At 64.5% G+C, this 13,422-nt stretch carries 13 protein-coding genes; 3 read left to right on the top strand and 10 right to left on the bottom strand.

What is annotated here, in order from left to right; genetic code table 11:
- Positions 1–6 precede the first annotated feature (6 nt).
- The 6 genes from tadA to ACTORR_RS19980 all read right to left on the bottom strand — a co-directional run bounded on the left by tadA (position 7) and on the right by ACTORR_RS19980 (position 5,174).
- A complete protein-coding gene (gene tadA, locus ACTORR_RS20005; RefSeq protein WP_099815901.1) occupies positions 7–486 on the bottom strand; it encodes a tRNA adenosine(34) deaminase TadA in 480 nt (159 codons plus the stop codon).
- Positions 486–1,868 carry a multicopper oxidase family protein gene (locus ACTORR_RS20000; protein WP_054886240.1) on the bottom strand — a complete coding sequence of 461 codons (1,383 nt, stop codon included), beginning with the start codon at positions 1,866–1,868 and terminating at the stop codon, positions 486–488. The genes tadA and ACTORR_RS20000 overlap by 1 nt, the downstream gene beginning before the upstream one ends.
- A gap of 104 nt (positions 1,869–1,972) precedes the next feature.
- Positions 1,973–3,406, bottom strand: a complete 1,434-nt coding sequence (locus ACTORR_RS19995; protein ID WP_313364526.1) for a M48 family metallopeptidase — start codon at positions 3,404–3,406, stop codon at positions 1,973–1,975.
- Positions 3,403–4,068 (bottom strand): hypothetical protein, encoded by a 666-nt coding sequence (locus ACTORR_RS19990; RefSeq protein WP_099815899.1) that lies wholly within the window; start codon positions 4,066–4,068, stop codon positions 3,403–3,405. Before ACTORR_RS19990 ends, ACTORR_RS19995 begins: the two co-directional genes overlap by 4 nt.
- Complete coding sequence (locus tag ACTORR_RS19985; RefSeq protein ID WP_054886237.1) at positions 4,061–4,720, bottom strand: hypothetical protein; 660 nt, start codon at positions 4,718–4,720, stop codon at positions 4,061–4,063. Before ACTORR_RS19985 ends, ACTORR_RS19990 begins: the two co-directional genes overlap by 8 nt.
- A 19-nt stretch (positions 4,721–4,739) precedes the next feature.
- Positions 4,740–5,174 carry a hypothetical protein gene (locus ACTORR_RS19980; RefSeq protein WP_313364527.1) on the bottom strand — a complete coding sequence of 145 codons (435 nt, stop codon included), beginning with the start codon at positions 5,172–5,174 and terminating at the stop codon, positions 4,740–4,742.
- Positions 5,175–5,351: 177 nt separating this feature from the next.
- On the opposite strand from ACTORR_RS19980, the gene ACTORR_RS19975 reads away from it, so the two are divergent.
- Positions 5,352–6,296 (top strand): helix-turn-helix transcriptional regulator, encoded by a 945-nt coding sequence (locus tag ACTORR_RS19975; RefSeq protein WP_054886235.1) that lies wholly within the window; start codon positions 5,352–5,354, stop codon positions 6,294–6,296.
- Between the two features lie 64 nt (positions 6,297–6,360).
- Here the strand turns inward: ACTORR_RS19975 and guaA are convergent, their stop codons facing one another.
- The 4 genes from guaA to ACTORR_RS19955 form a co-directional block, all read right to left on the bottom strand.
- On the bottom strand, positions 6,361–7,938 hold the full coding sequence (gene guaA, locus ACTORR_RS19970; RefSeq protein ID WP_054886234.1) for a glutamine-hydrolyzing GMP synthase: 1,578 nt from the start codon (positions 7,936–7,938) through the stop codon (positions 6,361–6,363).
- Between the two features lie 77 nt (positions 7,939–8,015).
- Entirely contained in the window at positions 8,016–9,485 is a 1,470-nt protein-coding gene (gene guaB, locus ACTORR_RS19965; RefSeq protein ID WP_054886233.1) for an IMP dehydrogenase, read from the bottom strand.
- An 86-nt stretch (positions 9,486–9,571) separates the two neighbouring features.
- Positions 9,572–10,129, bottom strand: coding sequence for a hypothetical protein (locus tag ACTORR_RS19960; RefSeq protein WP_054886232.1), 558 nt, complete (start codon positions 10,127–10,129; stop codon positions 9,572–9,574).
- Positions 10,130–10,175: 46 nt separating this feature from the next.
- Positions 10,176–10,931 (bottom strand): TSUP family transporter, encoded by a 756-nt coding sequence (locus ACTORR_RS19955; RefSeq protein ID WP_441343818.1) that lies wholly within the window; start codon positions 10,929–10,931, stop codon positions 10,176–10,178.
- A gap of 97 nt (positions 10,932–11,028) precedes the next feature.
- Here ACTORR_RS19955 and ACTORR_RS19950 point away from each other — a divergent pair, with 97 nt between their 5' ends.
- Positions 11,029–11,907 carry a LysR substrate-binding domain-containing protein gene (locus ACTORR_RS19950; RefSeq protein WP_054886230.1) on the top strand — a complete coding sequence of 293 codons (879 nt, stop codon included), beginning with the start codon at positions 11,029–11,031 and terminating at the stop codon, positions 11,905–11,907.
- A gap of 135 nt (positions 11,908–12,042) precedes the next feature.
- A complete protein-coding gene (gene xseA, locus ACTORR_RS19945) occupies positions 12,043–13,422 on the top strand; it encodes an exodeoxyribonuclease VII large subunit (RefSeq protein WP_441343817.1) in 1,380 nt (459 codons plus the stop codon).

Raw genomic sequence — 13,422 nt, 5'->3', positions numbered from 1 at the left:
AACAGGCTAGCTCTTGGCTCGGCGGGCCTTGAAGAAGTCGCTGAGGATCTGCCCGCACTCCTGCGCCAGCACCCCGCCCTCCACCATCACCCGATGGTTGAGAAAGCCCTGCCCGAAGAACTGCCCCTGGCTCTGCACGATGCCCGCCTTGGGCTCCAGTGCGCCATACACCACCCTCATCACCCGTGAATGCACGATCAGCCCCGCGCACATGCTGCACGGCTCCAGGGTCACGTACAGCGTGCTGCCCGGCAGCCGGTAGTTACAGGCCGCCTTGGCAGCGGCGCGAATGGCGACCATTTCGGCATGGGCGCTGGGGTCGCTGTCGACGATCGGCCGGTTGAAGCCCTGGCCGATCACCTGCCCATGCTGCACCAGCACCGCGCCCACCGGCACCTCGCCCATGGCCGCGCCCTCGGCGGCCAAGGCCAGTGCCAGGCGCATGAATTCCTGATCGCGGCTGCGGTCGATGATCTGCGGACGCATCAAACCACCGCGATCGCGGCCATCAGGCCGGTTTCCATGTGGTCGATGACATGGCAGTGGAACATCCAGGTGCCTGGGTTATCCGCCACCAGTGCGACCTGGGCACGTTCGTTCTTGCCCAGCAGATAGGTGTCGGTGAAGTAAGGCTCGGGGATTTGCCGGCGATTGGAGCCGATCACCTTGAAACTCATGCCGTGCAGATGCACCGGGTGCTGGTACTGGGTCATGTTCTTCAGCTCGAAGATGTAGCTCTTGCCCTTCTTCAGCGTGGCGATCGGCCGGTCAGCGCAGGTCTTGTCGGTGATGTCCCAGGCCTGGCCGTTGATCTGCCACATGCTCGACGGTTTGTCTGGATTACTGTCAACCGAGACGCTCGCCGCCCATTCGAAATTGAAGTTGAGCTTCTCGGCATTCTCCAGGTCCGGCTCGGCGATAGGGTTTGCCGGCAGTGCCTTGGGCCATTCGCCGGGTACTTCGGTACTGGCCACCGAACGCAAGGTCCCCAGGCGCACGAAACCGTCGCGCAGGGAAACTTCCTCACCCGCTTCGGGGATGCGGATGGCCAGGCAGATGCGCATGCCAGGGCCGAGCCAGTACTCGTCCTCCAGTGGCCGTGGAGTCACCGGGTTGCCGTCGAGGGCATAGATTTTCGCTTCGCAGTTGCCCTTGAGATTGAGGCGGTAGGTCCAGGTGTTGTCCAGGTTCAGCACGCGCACGCGTACCACCTGCCCGGCCGGCAACTCCGTGACCGCGTCGGGCTGGCCATTGATGGTGATCAGTCGCCCGGCAGTGCCGTTGCGTGCGGCCTCGCGGGGGATGCTGAAGGGTAGCCAGCCGCCCTGCTCGTCGACGTGCCAGTTCTTCAGGCTGAGGGTGCGTTCGTGCCTGAACCCGGTCGGCTCGCGCTCCTCGACGATCAGGGGACCGACCAGACCGCGCCCAAGCTCTTCGGAACTGCTGACGTGGGGGTGGTACCAAAAGCTGCCGGCATCCGGCACGCGGAACTTGTAGTCGAAGTACTCGCCCGGCTTGACCGGCAACTGCGACACATAGGGCACGCCGTCCATTTCCAGCGGCAGGCGGATGCCGTGCCAATGGATAGTGGTTTCCACCGGCAGGTGGTTGATGAAGCGCACCCGCAGCCAAGTGCCCTGGCGCACCCGCAGCTCGGTACCCGGCGCCGAAGGGCCGAAGGCCCAGGCCTCAGTCTTGAAACCCGGCACCAGCTCGACGTCCAGCGGTGCGGCGATCAGTTCGTAGTCATGCCCGGCGTTATCGTCCTCGACCTTGCCCAGCCAGTAACGCGCCGCGCCACCGGCGCCCAGGCCAACCACAACCAGGCCGGTCAGGCCTTTGAGCATTTGTCGACGGGTGAAGGACATCGGTGCGGGTACCTCGCGTTCTGCGCAATCAAGCTGCCAGCATGGCTGACGATGAAGGGCGAATACGATACACCTGCAAATGGGAAATATTAAGTGAAGTCTCTCTATACCCTGATGGCAGGAGCCCCGCAGAGCTGGTTGAACCAGTGCCGGTCATGCTCAGAGGGGGCGCGCATGGCGGCCTGCAGCAGCGCGGCGTCAAGCATCACGTCCAGATTGTCGAGGCGCGCGGCAATCGGCGGGTGCGTGTCGAAGGGATGGGGCATGGTCAGCCCGAGCACGTCTTCGTCCAGGTGCAACGGGGTGCGCTGCAGGGACTGGGTCAGCGCCGCAAGCAGCCCTTCGCCGCCGCGCTCGAGCAACAAGGCATCGACCACCCTGCCCACGGCGATTGCCCGCAACAACGCTTGCACGAACAGCTTCGGGCCATTCACTTGCGCCCCTGCCCGATCAGCCAGCAACTCCTGCGCGCGCCCCCAGTGGTGAACCGCGATCTGGAAGTGGTGCAAGAACTGCCCGGCCATCCACACCACTGGCCGGGCCACCCAGTCGACGGCCCGCTCGGCGTCGACGATGGCCGAGAACTGCGCGCACATCAAGCTGAAGCGCGCATTGATTTCACTGCCCTGCTCCGTGTCGCGGCTACGGAAATGGCCGAGCTCATGACCAATCAGCGCGGCGGTCTCCTGCTGGCTCAGGACACCAAGACATGGCAATGACAGGTACAAGGTTCGCCCGCTGAGCACCGCGTGGTCGGGCTGCAGCACAATCGGCACGCTGGTGACGAAAAAGCCCTGGTCGATGCCGACCACGATATGGTCCGGCACTGGCGCGTGCAACTGCGCAGCCAGGCCTTCGACCCACTGCCACAGCGCCGGAGCCCCCTGTCGCTCAAGCTCCCGGCCGAGAAAGCTCGCGTTCGACAGCCCCGTCTGCGGCCACTGCTGGCGCATTCGCCAGAGGGTACGCAGGCAGACGACCAGCACCGAGGCCAACGGCAGCACCACGACCAGCACGGTCAAGCCACCCTGCGCAGCATGGCTCAAGCCGGCGCTGGTTTCATAGAGCAGTACAAGGCACAGCGAGCCTGCGAGCAGGCCCATGTAAGCGCTCAGCCAACGCCCCAGCACCCGCCAGCTGGCCGCCATGCGCTGATGCAGGTAATGCGCCGAGCGCAACGCGCGCCAGGCGTCGACCCTGAGCCTGAGCCAGGCGCCAATGCCGGCGACCAACGCGCCAAGTGCCAGCCAGCCGCCGACGCTGGCCATCCACTTGCGCATGCTCAACCAATGACGGTCGTTGTCGAGTTCGTCCAGCTGCCGCTGCAGCACCTCGCGCGTGTCGACGCGCCCGGCAAACTGCTTGCGTGCGGCCCAAGGCAGCGCCTGCAGCAGGGTATCGCTGGGTGCTGCCAGCCATTGCCGGGTGATGTGCGCCTGCTCTTGCGCCGTCTCGGCCCGCCAGTGCTGCACAGTGGCCCAGCCGAACAACGCCAGCGGCAAGAGCAGCATGACCAGCCCCCAACCCAGGCGTTTCATGGGGCCTTTACCCCCACGCGTGCCACGCCCGGAAACAGCTGTGCCAGGGTGTGCCTGGCCTGCGCGGCCTGCAGGTACGCATAGAGCAGGTCCACCAGCGCCTGCAGGTCAAGGCGACGCCCGTTCACTACCGGTGTGCACAGCCACAAACGCACGCGCAAGCCACCGGCTACAGTGATTGCGTCAGGCGAGGCCAGCCCTTTGAAACTGGTCGGAAGCAGCGCAGGGGCGAGGCTGGAGGCCGCCATCGTGAAAATCAGGCGGGTGCTGAAATAACCTTGCTCGACTTCGAAGCCGTCGAACGCATGCAGAGGCGTCGGTGCCTGGGCATTGGCAAAGCACAGGGTATCGGGTGTCACGCTCAATACCCGCTTGCCCTGCCGGCGGTACAGCGCGGCGGCGCAGGTCAGAGCGGCCAGGCCCACAGCGACCAGGCCAAGGCCGCAGCCCGAAAGCAGCCACAGCACGCCACCGCTGGCCTGAGGGCCAAACAGCAACGCCAGCCAGACCAGCCAGGCGCCCAGGGCGCAGAGCAACAGAGCGGTCATGGCGCACGCCAGCACCTTGCCATACGAACGCTCCAGCAGATCGAAGCTGTCGTGGGGGCCGTCGGCCTGTGCCTGCAGGTACGCCAGATGCGCTTCGCACTCGGCGTTATCCATCTGCCTGCATCAGCTCCAGTTGCCGCTGCGCGTGGGCCGCATCACGGTAGGCCGCCAGCATTGCGAGCACTTCCTCGTTGTCCAGCTTGCGACCATTACAGGCCAGGCCAGCGGACATGATACGGATTTGCGGTCGTGGTTTTTTCAGTGCCATCGCCTGATTGCCGAAGAACTGCAGCTTGACCACACGATGCTTCGGCAGCGCGGCTTCGCTGCTCATTTCCAGCGTCTGTACCATCACCAAGCCTTCATCCTTGACCGCGATGTCCTCGACTTCGGCCATATCGACCGGGGCATCCAGCGTATCGACGAACAGCTGCCGGCGAGTCAGGCGCATGAACACCTGGGTGCCGGCGTTGCGGTGCTGCCAGGTCACCGCGGCGGCAATGCAGACGATGAACACACCCGCGGCGACCGCCCCCATGCGTTGCAGATTGAAGGTGACGCCCAGAAGGATCAGGGCGCCCACCAGGAATATCGGCCCCCAGACCTTGTAACGGCGGGAATTGGTGAACTCGCTTTGCGGTGGCACGCGCTCGATCACCTGCTTGAGTTCGGCGATGACCCGGTCGCGCTGGGCAGCACGGGATTGCTCATAGTCTTCGCCGAGCGAGCCGGAGAGCTCTGCGAGCGGATCGGTAGGTTTATCCATGATCAATCTTCCCCCCTGTTCACTGCTGTTTGGCCAGGTAATCGGTCAGGAATGCCTGGGCATTGCCTTGACGCGAAAGCCCCTCGGAATAGCCAACCTGCACCGGTTGCGGCTCGCCAGGCAGGTACAGCTCACCGCCCCAGCCGCCCTGAACGACCAGTACCACGAACTTCTTGCCATCCACCGTCGTCGAGTAACGCGTGTCCTTTGCGGTCTTCTCGACCTGCATCTTCTGGATGCGCATGTCCCAGTCGTGATCAACGCCTTCGATCTGGACCAATGCTTCACTGGCAGCGCGCTCGCCAATGCGCAGCGTCCACACCTTGACGCCCTCCGTGCCCATGTAGGCAACAACCTGTTCGGCCACCACCGGCCGTTGTTCTGCATGGACCTGGCCCAGGCTGAAAACCACCAACGCCACCAGCAGGGCAGCCCATTTGCGATAAGCGAACATCTTTTTCAATCCTGTTGCGAAAACGATCGACCATTGAAAACAGCAGCGCCGACACTGCCAACCCCCGTGGCCGGTTCGCACAAAAGATGGCCTGCCCCGCACAATGGCTGTTGCCGAAAATGAGCACGCGTTACCATTTGCGCTCATGCCGCCGCCAACCAAGGATGCTTAGCGCTCATGCCATCGAACAGCCCCTACCTGGACACCGACTTCTGCTTTGACAGGCCAGGGTCGCTCGCCGAAGCCGGTGTCCTGGACAGCCGCAAGGCGCAGATACTGGGCAGCGCCACCGGGCACTATCGGGCGCAGACGGTACACGCAGGGTTGCAATACTTCGATTGCAACCTGCAATTCCCGGAGCCGCTGAAGATCGACAAGGTGCTGCCGCAGAGCCTGTGCATCGTGCAACTGTTCGATGGCGCCTGGCAGCACAAGGTCGATGGCACTCTGAACCGCTACACACCCGGCCAATTGCACCTGCTGGGCCTCGGCGAGAGCCTGGAGGCGCAGGACCAGTTGCCTGCCGCCAGCCACGCGCGCATGGCGGGCGTGCGTATTGCCGGTGACTACCTCCATGAGCTGGCCCAAGATGAAGCGCAGCTGATGCCCCTGCTGGCCTTGACGGCAGATGGCATGCGGTTCGATCAGTTGCCACACTGCCCGGCGGTGAGCCGCCTGCTGCAGCAGCTGTATCTGTCTCCTTACACTGGCGGGCTCCGGCGCCTGCATTGCGAAAGCCTGAGCCTGGCCATCGTGCTGGAGCTGGCCCGCTACCTGATCGGCCCTGCGCACGCCACGAACAATCCGGATCGCGGGCTACGGGACCTGGCCATCGAAGCGCGTCGCCTGCTCGACGCGCAGCTGAGCGCCCCGCCCACTGCCGCCAGCCTGGCGCGCCAGCTGGGCGTGGGCGAGACCACCTTGCGCCGGGCATTCCGCGATGAATTTGGCCGGCCTATGTTGCAGTATGTGCGGCAACAACGCCTGGAACTGGCCCGCAGCCTGCTGCTGGAGCGGCGCTGGCAGGTTTCGCAGGTGGCCTACCAGGTCGGCTATGCCAACCCCGCCAACTTCTGCCATGCCTACAAGGCCTATTTCGGCCACGCTCCGGGCAGTGAATAGATTCCCTGGCGCAAAAGAAAAGGGCCTGCAATGCAGGCCCTTCTCGGTCAGCGGCGGGTAGGGATCATTCCCACTCGATGGTCGCTGGCGGCTTGCTCGACACGTCGTAGGTTACGCGGGAGATACCGTCGATTTCGTTGATGATACGGCCGCTGACGGTTTCCAGCAGCTCGTAGGGCAGGTGTGCCCAACGTGCGGTCATGAAGTCCACGGTCTCGACGGCACGCAGTGCGACGACCCAGGCGTAACGACGGCCATCGCCAACGACACCCACCGACTTGACCGGCTGGAATACCACGAATGCCTGGCTGGTCTTGTGGTACCAGTCGGCCTTGCGCAGTTCTTCGATGAAGATGTGGTCGGCGCGACGCAGGATGTCGGCGTATTCCTTTTTCACTTCACCGAGGATACGCACGCCCAGGCCCGGGCCCGGGAACGGGTGGCGGTAGACCATGTCGTACGGCAGGCCCAGCTCCAGGCCGATCTTGCGCACTTCATCCTTGAACAGTTCACGCAGCGGCTCGACCAGCTTGAGGTTCATTTCCTCCGGCAGGCCACCGACGTTGTGGTGCGACTTGATCACGTGGGCCTTGCCGCTTTTGGCGCCGGCCGACTCGATCACGTCCGGGTAGATGGTGCCCTGGGCGAGGAACTGGATGTTCTCCAGCTTGCTGGCTTCGGCATCGAACACGTCGATGAACGTGCGGCCGATGATCTTGCGCTTCTTCTCAGGGTCCGCTTCGCCTTCCAGGTTGTCGAGGAACTGCTTTTCAGCGTCGGCGCGGATGACCTTGACGCCCATGTTCTCCTTGAACATGGCCATCACCTGGTCGCCTTCGTGCAGGCGCAGCAGGCCGTTGTCGACGAATACGCAGGTCAGCTGGTCGCCGATGGCACGGTGCAGCAGCGCAGCAACCACCGAGCTGTCTACGCCGCCGGACAGGCCCAGCAGGACGTTGGCCGAACCGACTTGCTCACGCACCTGGGCGATGGCGTCTTCGACGATGTTGGACGGGGTCCACAGGGCTTCACAGCCGCAGATGTCCTGCACGAAGCGCGACAGGATGCGACCGCCCTGCTTGGTGTGGGTCACTTCAGGGTGGAACTGCACGCCGTAGTAGCCACGGGCGTCGTCGAACATGCCGGCGATCGGGCAGCTCGGGGTGCTGGCCAGCACGTGGAAGTTGCCCGGCATCTGGGTGACCTTGTCGCCGTGGCTCATCCACACGTCCAGGCCCAGCACACCGTCATCGTCGACGTGGTCTTCGATGCCGTCGAGCAGGCGGCTCTTGCCGACCACGTCGACGCGGGCGTAACCGAACTCACGCAGGTCGGAACCTTCGACCTTGCCGCCCATCTGCTCGGCCATGGTCTGCATGCCGTAGCAAATGCCCAGTACCGGCACGTTCAGGTCGAACACCGCCTGCGGAGCGCGTGGGCTGTTGGCTTCGTGGACCGACTCGGGGCCGCCGGCGAGGATGATGCCGCGCGGGTTGAATTCGCGGATCGCTTCATCGTCCATGTCGAACGGGTGCAGCTCGCAGTACACGCCGATTTCGCGCACGCGGCGGGCGATCAGCTGGGTGTACTGGGAACCGAAATCGAGGATCAGGATACGGTGAGCGTGAATGTCGAGGGCCATGACTCAATCTCGTCAGTGGAAATCGGAAACGACGCGGGGCTGTTCGTGACAGCCCCGTTCGGTTATTGCTTGAAGCCTCAGCCTACGCGGTAGTTAGGGGCTTCTTTGGTGATCTGCACGTCGTGCACGTGGGACTCGGCCATGCCGGCACCGGTGATGCGCACGAACTCCGGCTTGGTGCGCATCTCTTCGATGGTCGCGCTGCCGGTGTAGCCCATGGACGAACGCAGGCCGCCCATCAGCTGGTGGATGATCGCAGCCAGGGCGCCCTTGTAAGGAACGCGGCCTTCGATGCCTTCCGGTACCAGCTTCTCGGCGCCGGCCGAGGAGTCCTGGAAGTAACGGTCGGACGAGCCTTGTGCCTGTGCCATGGCGCCCAGCGAGCCCATGCCGCGGTAGGCCTTGTAGGAACGGCCCTGGAACAGCTCGACTTCGCCCGGTGCTTCTTCGGTACCGGCGAACATCGAACCCATCATCACGCAGGAAGCACCGGCCACGATGGCCTTGGACAGGTCACCCGAGAAACGGATACCGCCGTCGGCGATCAGTGGCACGCCAGTGCCTTCCAGCGCAGCGGCGACGTTGGCGATGGCGCTGATCTGCGGCACGCCGACACCGGCAACGATACGGGTGGTGCAGATCGAGCCTGGGCCGATACCGACCTTCACAGCATCAGCGCCGGCTTCAGCCAGGGCCTTGGCCGCAGCGCCGGTGGCGATGTTGCCGCCGATCACCTGCACTTGCGGGTAGTTTTCCTTGACCCAGCGAACGCGGTCGATCACGCCTTTGGAGTGACCGTGGGCGGTGTCGACCACCACCACGTCAACGCCGGCAGCTACCAGGGCGGCAACGCGCTCGCCGGTGTCCTTGCCGGTGCCGACCGCAGCGCCAACGCGCAGGCGACCCTGGTCGTCCTTGCTGGCCAGCGGGTAGGCCTTGGCCTTTTCGATGTCCTTGACGGTCATCATGCCCTTGAGGTTGAACTTGTCGTCAACGATCAGGACCTTTTCCAGGCGGTGCTTGTGCAGCAGCTCGCGGACTTCGTTCTTGTCGGCGCCTTCGCGGACGGTGACCAGACGCTCTTTCGGCGTCATCACTTCGCGGACCTTGGCGTCCAGACGGGTTTCGAAGCGCACGTCACGGGAGGTGACGATGCCGACCAGGTCGCCGTTCGCCAGCACCGGAACGCCGGAGATGTTGTTCAGGCGGGTCAGGTCGAACAGGTCGCGCACGGTGGCGTCGGCGTCGATGGTGATCGGGTCCTTGACCACGCCAGCCTCGAACTTCTTGACCTTGCGCACTTCGCCGGCCTGCTGTTCGATGGTCATGTTCTTGTGGATGATGCCGATGCCGCCTTCCTGGGCCATGGCGATGGCCAGGCGCGCTTCGGTGACGGTATCCATGGCAGCGGAAACCAGCGGAATGTTCAGCTCGATGCCACGAGTCAAACGGGTCTTGAGACTGACTTCATTGGGCAGTACCTCGGAGTAGCCAGGTACAAGGAGGATATCGTCGAAGGTCAGGGCTTCTTGGCTGATACGCAGCATCGCGGGGGCTCCCGGGCGGGAAAAATGGAAGCGCGCCATTATACTCATCCACGGCGCGCCGCTCAATGCAAAATAAGGGCCTTCGGTCAGCCTTGTGGCACTTTTACCTGCACCACCGCCACCGGCTGGTCGAGCCAGTCGGCGAAGCTGTCGAGAAAGGCCTGGGTGAACCCGGCCTCGCCCCAGTTGTTGAAGATGAACCCAAGGTTGGAAAAGGCACATGGCTGCAGGTAAATGAAGCCATTGATGTCGTCTTCATGGCCGCACAGCGGGCAGGTGAAGTTGTCGCTCACCGCCGGCATCCACTCCTCCAGGCTTTCGAACAGCGGCTCGCCGACCTCGCGCCGGCACTCCGGGCAACCGGCCTCCTCAAGGAAGCCCTCGGTCGGGGTATAGATGCAACGCTTGAGCATCACTTCCAGGCCATTGACCTGCTCGCCGAACGGTAGCCTGTCAGGGTGCAGGGCGACCTTGCGCGCGCCCTCGGCCAAGGCATGGCCCATGCGGTTGCCGGTACGCCCGCAGGTGGTCAGTTGTTCTTCGACGATCTTCTCGCGCACCAGCCAGCGCAGGATGGCCCGCGAACGGGCTTCATGCGAAGGCACGGTGGACAGCTTGGGGACGATGATGCTCTGGGTGTTCATGAACGAAGCGGGCCTGCGGACTGCGGTAATCCTGCAATTCTACCGCTCAGCTGCTCAGGTAGCGACCGATCAGCGCCAGGCCGCTGGCCAGCACCAGCCAGGTGACCAGGCGCACGAAGGCTTCGCGGGACAGCTTCAGGGTCAGTCGACGGCCTGCCCAGAGGCCGATGAACATGACCGGCAACAGGCAGACGGCGAGCAGTAACAGGCTGGTGTCGGCGTAGACGCCGGCAATCAGGAACAACGACAGGCGCACGAGGGTGCTGCAGCTGATCAGCGCGCTCTGGGTCGCGCGTACCTGCTCTTTTATCTCCAGGCGGGCGCTCAGGTAGATCGCATAGAGGAAGCCGCCACTGCCGAACAAGGCGCCGAACAGCCCGCCAACCGTGCCCATGGGCACCGCCCAGAAGCCCGACAACCTGGCCGGCCGTACCTTTACCGCCAGGCCGTAGACCGCATACGCGGTGACGAACAGGCCCATCAGCAGCAACAGCAGGTCGGACTTCAGGTGCAGCAGGAACACCACGCCCAGGGTGCAGCCCACGGCCATGCACGGCAACAGCCGCAGCAGCTCGCCGCGCACCACATCGCGGCGTGATGGCAGCAGGTTGCCGAAGGCGGCGACGAAGTCGAGCAGCACCAACAGCGGGATGATTCGCGACAGGGGCATGAAATGGATCAGTATCGGGCCCGCCACCAATGCCGTGCCGAAACCGGCAATGCCGAAGACGATGTAAGCAGCGCCGACGCCGAGCAGGATGGGCAGCCAGTCAAGGCCGGAAAACGACAACTGGGCGAGCATGGCAGCAGTTCCTGGGAAGACAGACAAAGGTTAGCCAGCCACAAGCCATGCCGACTAATATGCCTTTAACTCCATACCTATCTCGAAAAGGCATGACATGACGTCGATCCGCCAGTTGCGTTACTTCGTGGAAATCGCCGAATGCGGCAGTTTCAGCGGTGCCGCCGAACGGCTGTACATCGCTCAGTCGGCGCTGAGCCGGCAGATCAAGGAGCTGGAGCAGCAACTGGGCACACCACTGTTCGAGCGTACCGCGCGCCTGCCGCGCCTGACATTGGCTGGCCAGGCCTTCCTGGAACGTGCGCGGCGCTTGCTGGCCGACCTGTCACAGGCTGAGCGGGTGACCCGCGACATTGGCGAAGGACTGCAAGGCAGCCTGCGCCTGAACCACTCCAGCACGGTACCGCTGACCGGCCCGCTGCTGGCCCGACTGGGCACTTACCTGCGGGGTAACCCAGGGATTGCGCTGGAGATCGCCCAGCAGTCTTCGGAGGCCCAGCTGGAGGACATCGCCGCCGGACGGCTGGATATCGGCCTGTTGCGCTTGCCGGTACTGCGCCAGCATGAAGGCGTGGTACTGCAGGAGCTGTTCAGCGAACCGTTGTTGCTGGCGGTTGCCGCCGGGCATCCGCTGGCCGGTGCAGCGCGAGTGAGGCTGGAGCAGCTGAGAGAAGAGCGCTTTATTTCCATTCCGCATCGCGATCGTGGCGGGCTGAGTTACCTGTCGGCCTCACTGTGCATGGACGCTGGCTTTTTCCCGCGAGCGGCGCAGGTGCTGTCGCGCAAGACCACGCAGTTGCAGCTGATCCAGGCGGGATTCGGGGTGGCGTTGTTGCCGGATTGCATGAGGGAAATTGCACCAGCCTCGGTCAGTTTCGTGGCGCTGGAGCGGGGATGCGAGAGTACCGTGGCGCTGGCCTGCCGACGCGATGCGGGACAGATGGTGCGCCAGTTCGTGGCAGCGATGCATGACTGACTGGTCCCATCGCCGGTGAGTTCCCCTGCAGTTACTGCGCTGGGCTGAGCCAATGCGAGGTGCTTGTGGGAGCGACCAGGCTGCCGATTGGGGCAAGACAGACAACCGGGGCCGATGTCCTTTATGATGCCCGCCATGATCAGAGACCCTTTCGAACGACTCGGCCTGGACCGTGAGGTCCTCACCGTCAGCCAGCTCAACGGCCGCGCCCGCGTGCTGCTGGAAGACGTGTTCCGCAGCGTCTGGGTGGAAGGCGAGATATCCAACCTCGCCCGCCCGGCCTCCGGCCACATGTACTTCACCCTCAAGGACAGCGGCGCCCAGGTGCGTTGCGCGCTGTTCCGGCAGAACGCTACCCGCGTGCGCCAGGCCCTGCGTGACGGCCTGGCGGTGCGTGTGCGCGGCAAGGTTTCGCTGTTCGAAGGGCGTGGCGACTACCAATTGATCCTCGATACCGTCGAACCGGCCGGTGATGGCGCCCTGCGCCTGGCCTTCGAGGCGCTGAAGGAAAAGCTCGGCGCCGAAGGGCTGTTCAGTGCCGAGCGCAAGAAGCCGCTGCCGGCCCATCCGCAGCGCATCGGCATCATCACCTCGCCCACTGGCGCGGTGATCCGCGACATCATCAGCGTGTTCGGCCGCCGGGCACCGCAGGTCGAGCTGAGCCTGATACCCACCGCCGTGCAGGGCCGCGAGGCGATCAACCAGATCGTCCGTGCCTTGCAGCAGGCCGACCGGCTGGGCTTCGACGCACTGATCCTGGCCCGCGGTGGCGGCTCGCTGGAAGACCTCTGGTGCTTCAACGAAGAAGCCGTGGCACGCGCCGTGGCCGCTTGCGTAACCCCCATCGTCAGCGCCGTCGGCCACGAAACCGATGTGTCGATAAGCGACTTCGTCGCCGACGTGCGCGCGCCGACGCCGTCGGCGGCCGCCGAACTGCTGGCCCCCGACAACAGCGGCCTGCAGCAGCGCCTCGACGGCCTGCAGCGGCGCCTGCTGCTGCGCATGCAAAACCGCCTGACCCACGACCGCCTGCGCCTTGACTCACTGACCCGGCGCCTGCACCACCCCGGCGAACGCCTGCGCCAGCAAGCGCAACGCCTGGATGACCTGGACATGCGCCTGCGCCGCGCCTTCAACCTCAACCTCAACCAGCGCCGCGAGCGCCTGGCGCGGCTCGATACGCGCCTGGCCGCGCAACACCCTGGGCGCACCCTGAAAATGCTGGAGCAACGCCTGGATAGCCTCGCCGAGCGCCTGCCACGGGCCATGCGCGAAGTGCTCAAGGACCGCCGCCAGCGCTTCCAGGCCCAACTGCAGACGCTGCAGGTGGTCAGCCCGCTGGCGACCCTGGCGCGTGGCTACAGCATCCTTCTCGACGAGCAGGGCCAGGCCATCCGCAGCGCCGCGCAGACCCGCAACGGCCAGCGCCTGACTGCCCGCCTGAACGAAGGCGAGTTGCAGGTCCGCGTCGAAGACAATCACCTGACCCCGGTCACCCTCTCCTTACTGGACTGA

This window comes from Pseudomonas sp. SAR267, from assembly GCF_052077595.1.
Taxonomy (GTDB): Bacteria; Pseudomonadota; Gammaproteobacteria; order Pseudomonadales; family Pseudomonadaceae; genus Aquipseudomonas; species Aquipseudomonas vlassakiae.
Note: the sequence above shows the minus strand (reverse complement) of the source record. Positions and strands in the feature narration are given on the sequence as shown.

What these genes read in the sequence shown, in the direction of transcription:
- ACTORR_RS19955 (WP_441343818.1), bottom strand. Translation starts at nt 10,931, where the DNA reads ATGCTCGCCCAGTTGTCGTTTTCCGGCCTTGACTGGCTGCCCATCCTG.
- ACTORR_RS20000 (WP_054886240.1), bottom strand. Translation starts at nt 1,868, where the DNA reads ATGTCCTTCACCCGTCGACAAATGCTCAAAGGCCTGACCGGCCTGGTT.
- guaA (WP_054886234.1), bottom strand. Translation starts at nt 7,938, where the DNA reads ATGGCCCTCGACATTCACGCTCACCGTATCCTGATCCTCGATTTCGGT.
- xseA (WP_441343817.1), top strand. Translation starts at nt 12,043, where the DNA reads ATGATCAGAGACCCTTTCGAACGACTCGGCCTGGACCGTGAGGTCCTC.
- guaB (WP_054886233.1), bottom strand. Translation starts at nt 9,485, where the DNA reads ATGCTGCGTATCAGCCAAGAAGCCCTGACCTTCGACGATATCCTCCTT.
- ACTORR_RS19980 (WP_313364527.1), bottom strand. Translation starts at nt 5,174, where the DNA reads ATGTTCGCTTATCGCAAATGGGCTGCCCTGCTGGTGGCGTTGGTGGTT.
- ACTORR_RS19975 (WP_054886235.1), top strand. Translation starts at nt 5,352, where the DNA reads ATGCCATCGAACAGCCCCTACCTGGACACCGACTTCTGCTTTGACAGG.
- ACTORR_RS19985 (WP_054886237.1), bottom strand. Translation starts at nt 4,720, where the DNA reads ATGGATAAACCTACCGATCCGCTCGCAGAGCTCTCCGGCTCGCTCGGC.
- tadA (WP_099815901.1), bottom strand. Translation starts at nt 486, where the DNA reads ATGCGTCCGCAGATCATCGACCGCAGCCGCGATCAGGAATTCATGCGC.
- ACTORR_RS19960 (WP_054886232.1), bottom strand. Translation starts at nt 10,129, where the DNA reads ATGAACACCCAGAGCATCATCGTCCCCAAGCTGTCCACCGTGCCTTCG.
- ACTORR_RS19995 (WP_313364526.1), bottom strand. Translation starts at nt 3,406, where the DNA reads ATGAAACGCCTGGGTTGGGGGCTGGTCATGCTGCTCTTGCCGCTGGCG.
- ACTORR_RS19950 (WP_054886230.1), top strand. Translation starts at nt 11,029, where the DNA reads ATGACGTCGATCCGCCAGTTGCGTTACTTCGTGGAAATCGCCGAATGC.
- ACTORR_RS19990 (WP_099815899.1), bottom strand. Translation starts at nt 4,068, where the DNA reads ATGGATAACGCCGAGTGCGAAGCGCATCTGGCGTACCTGCAGGCACAG.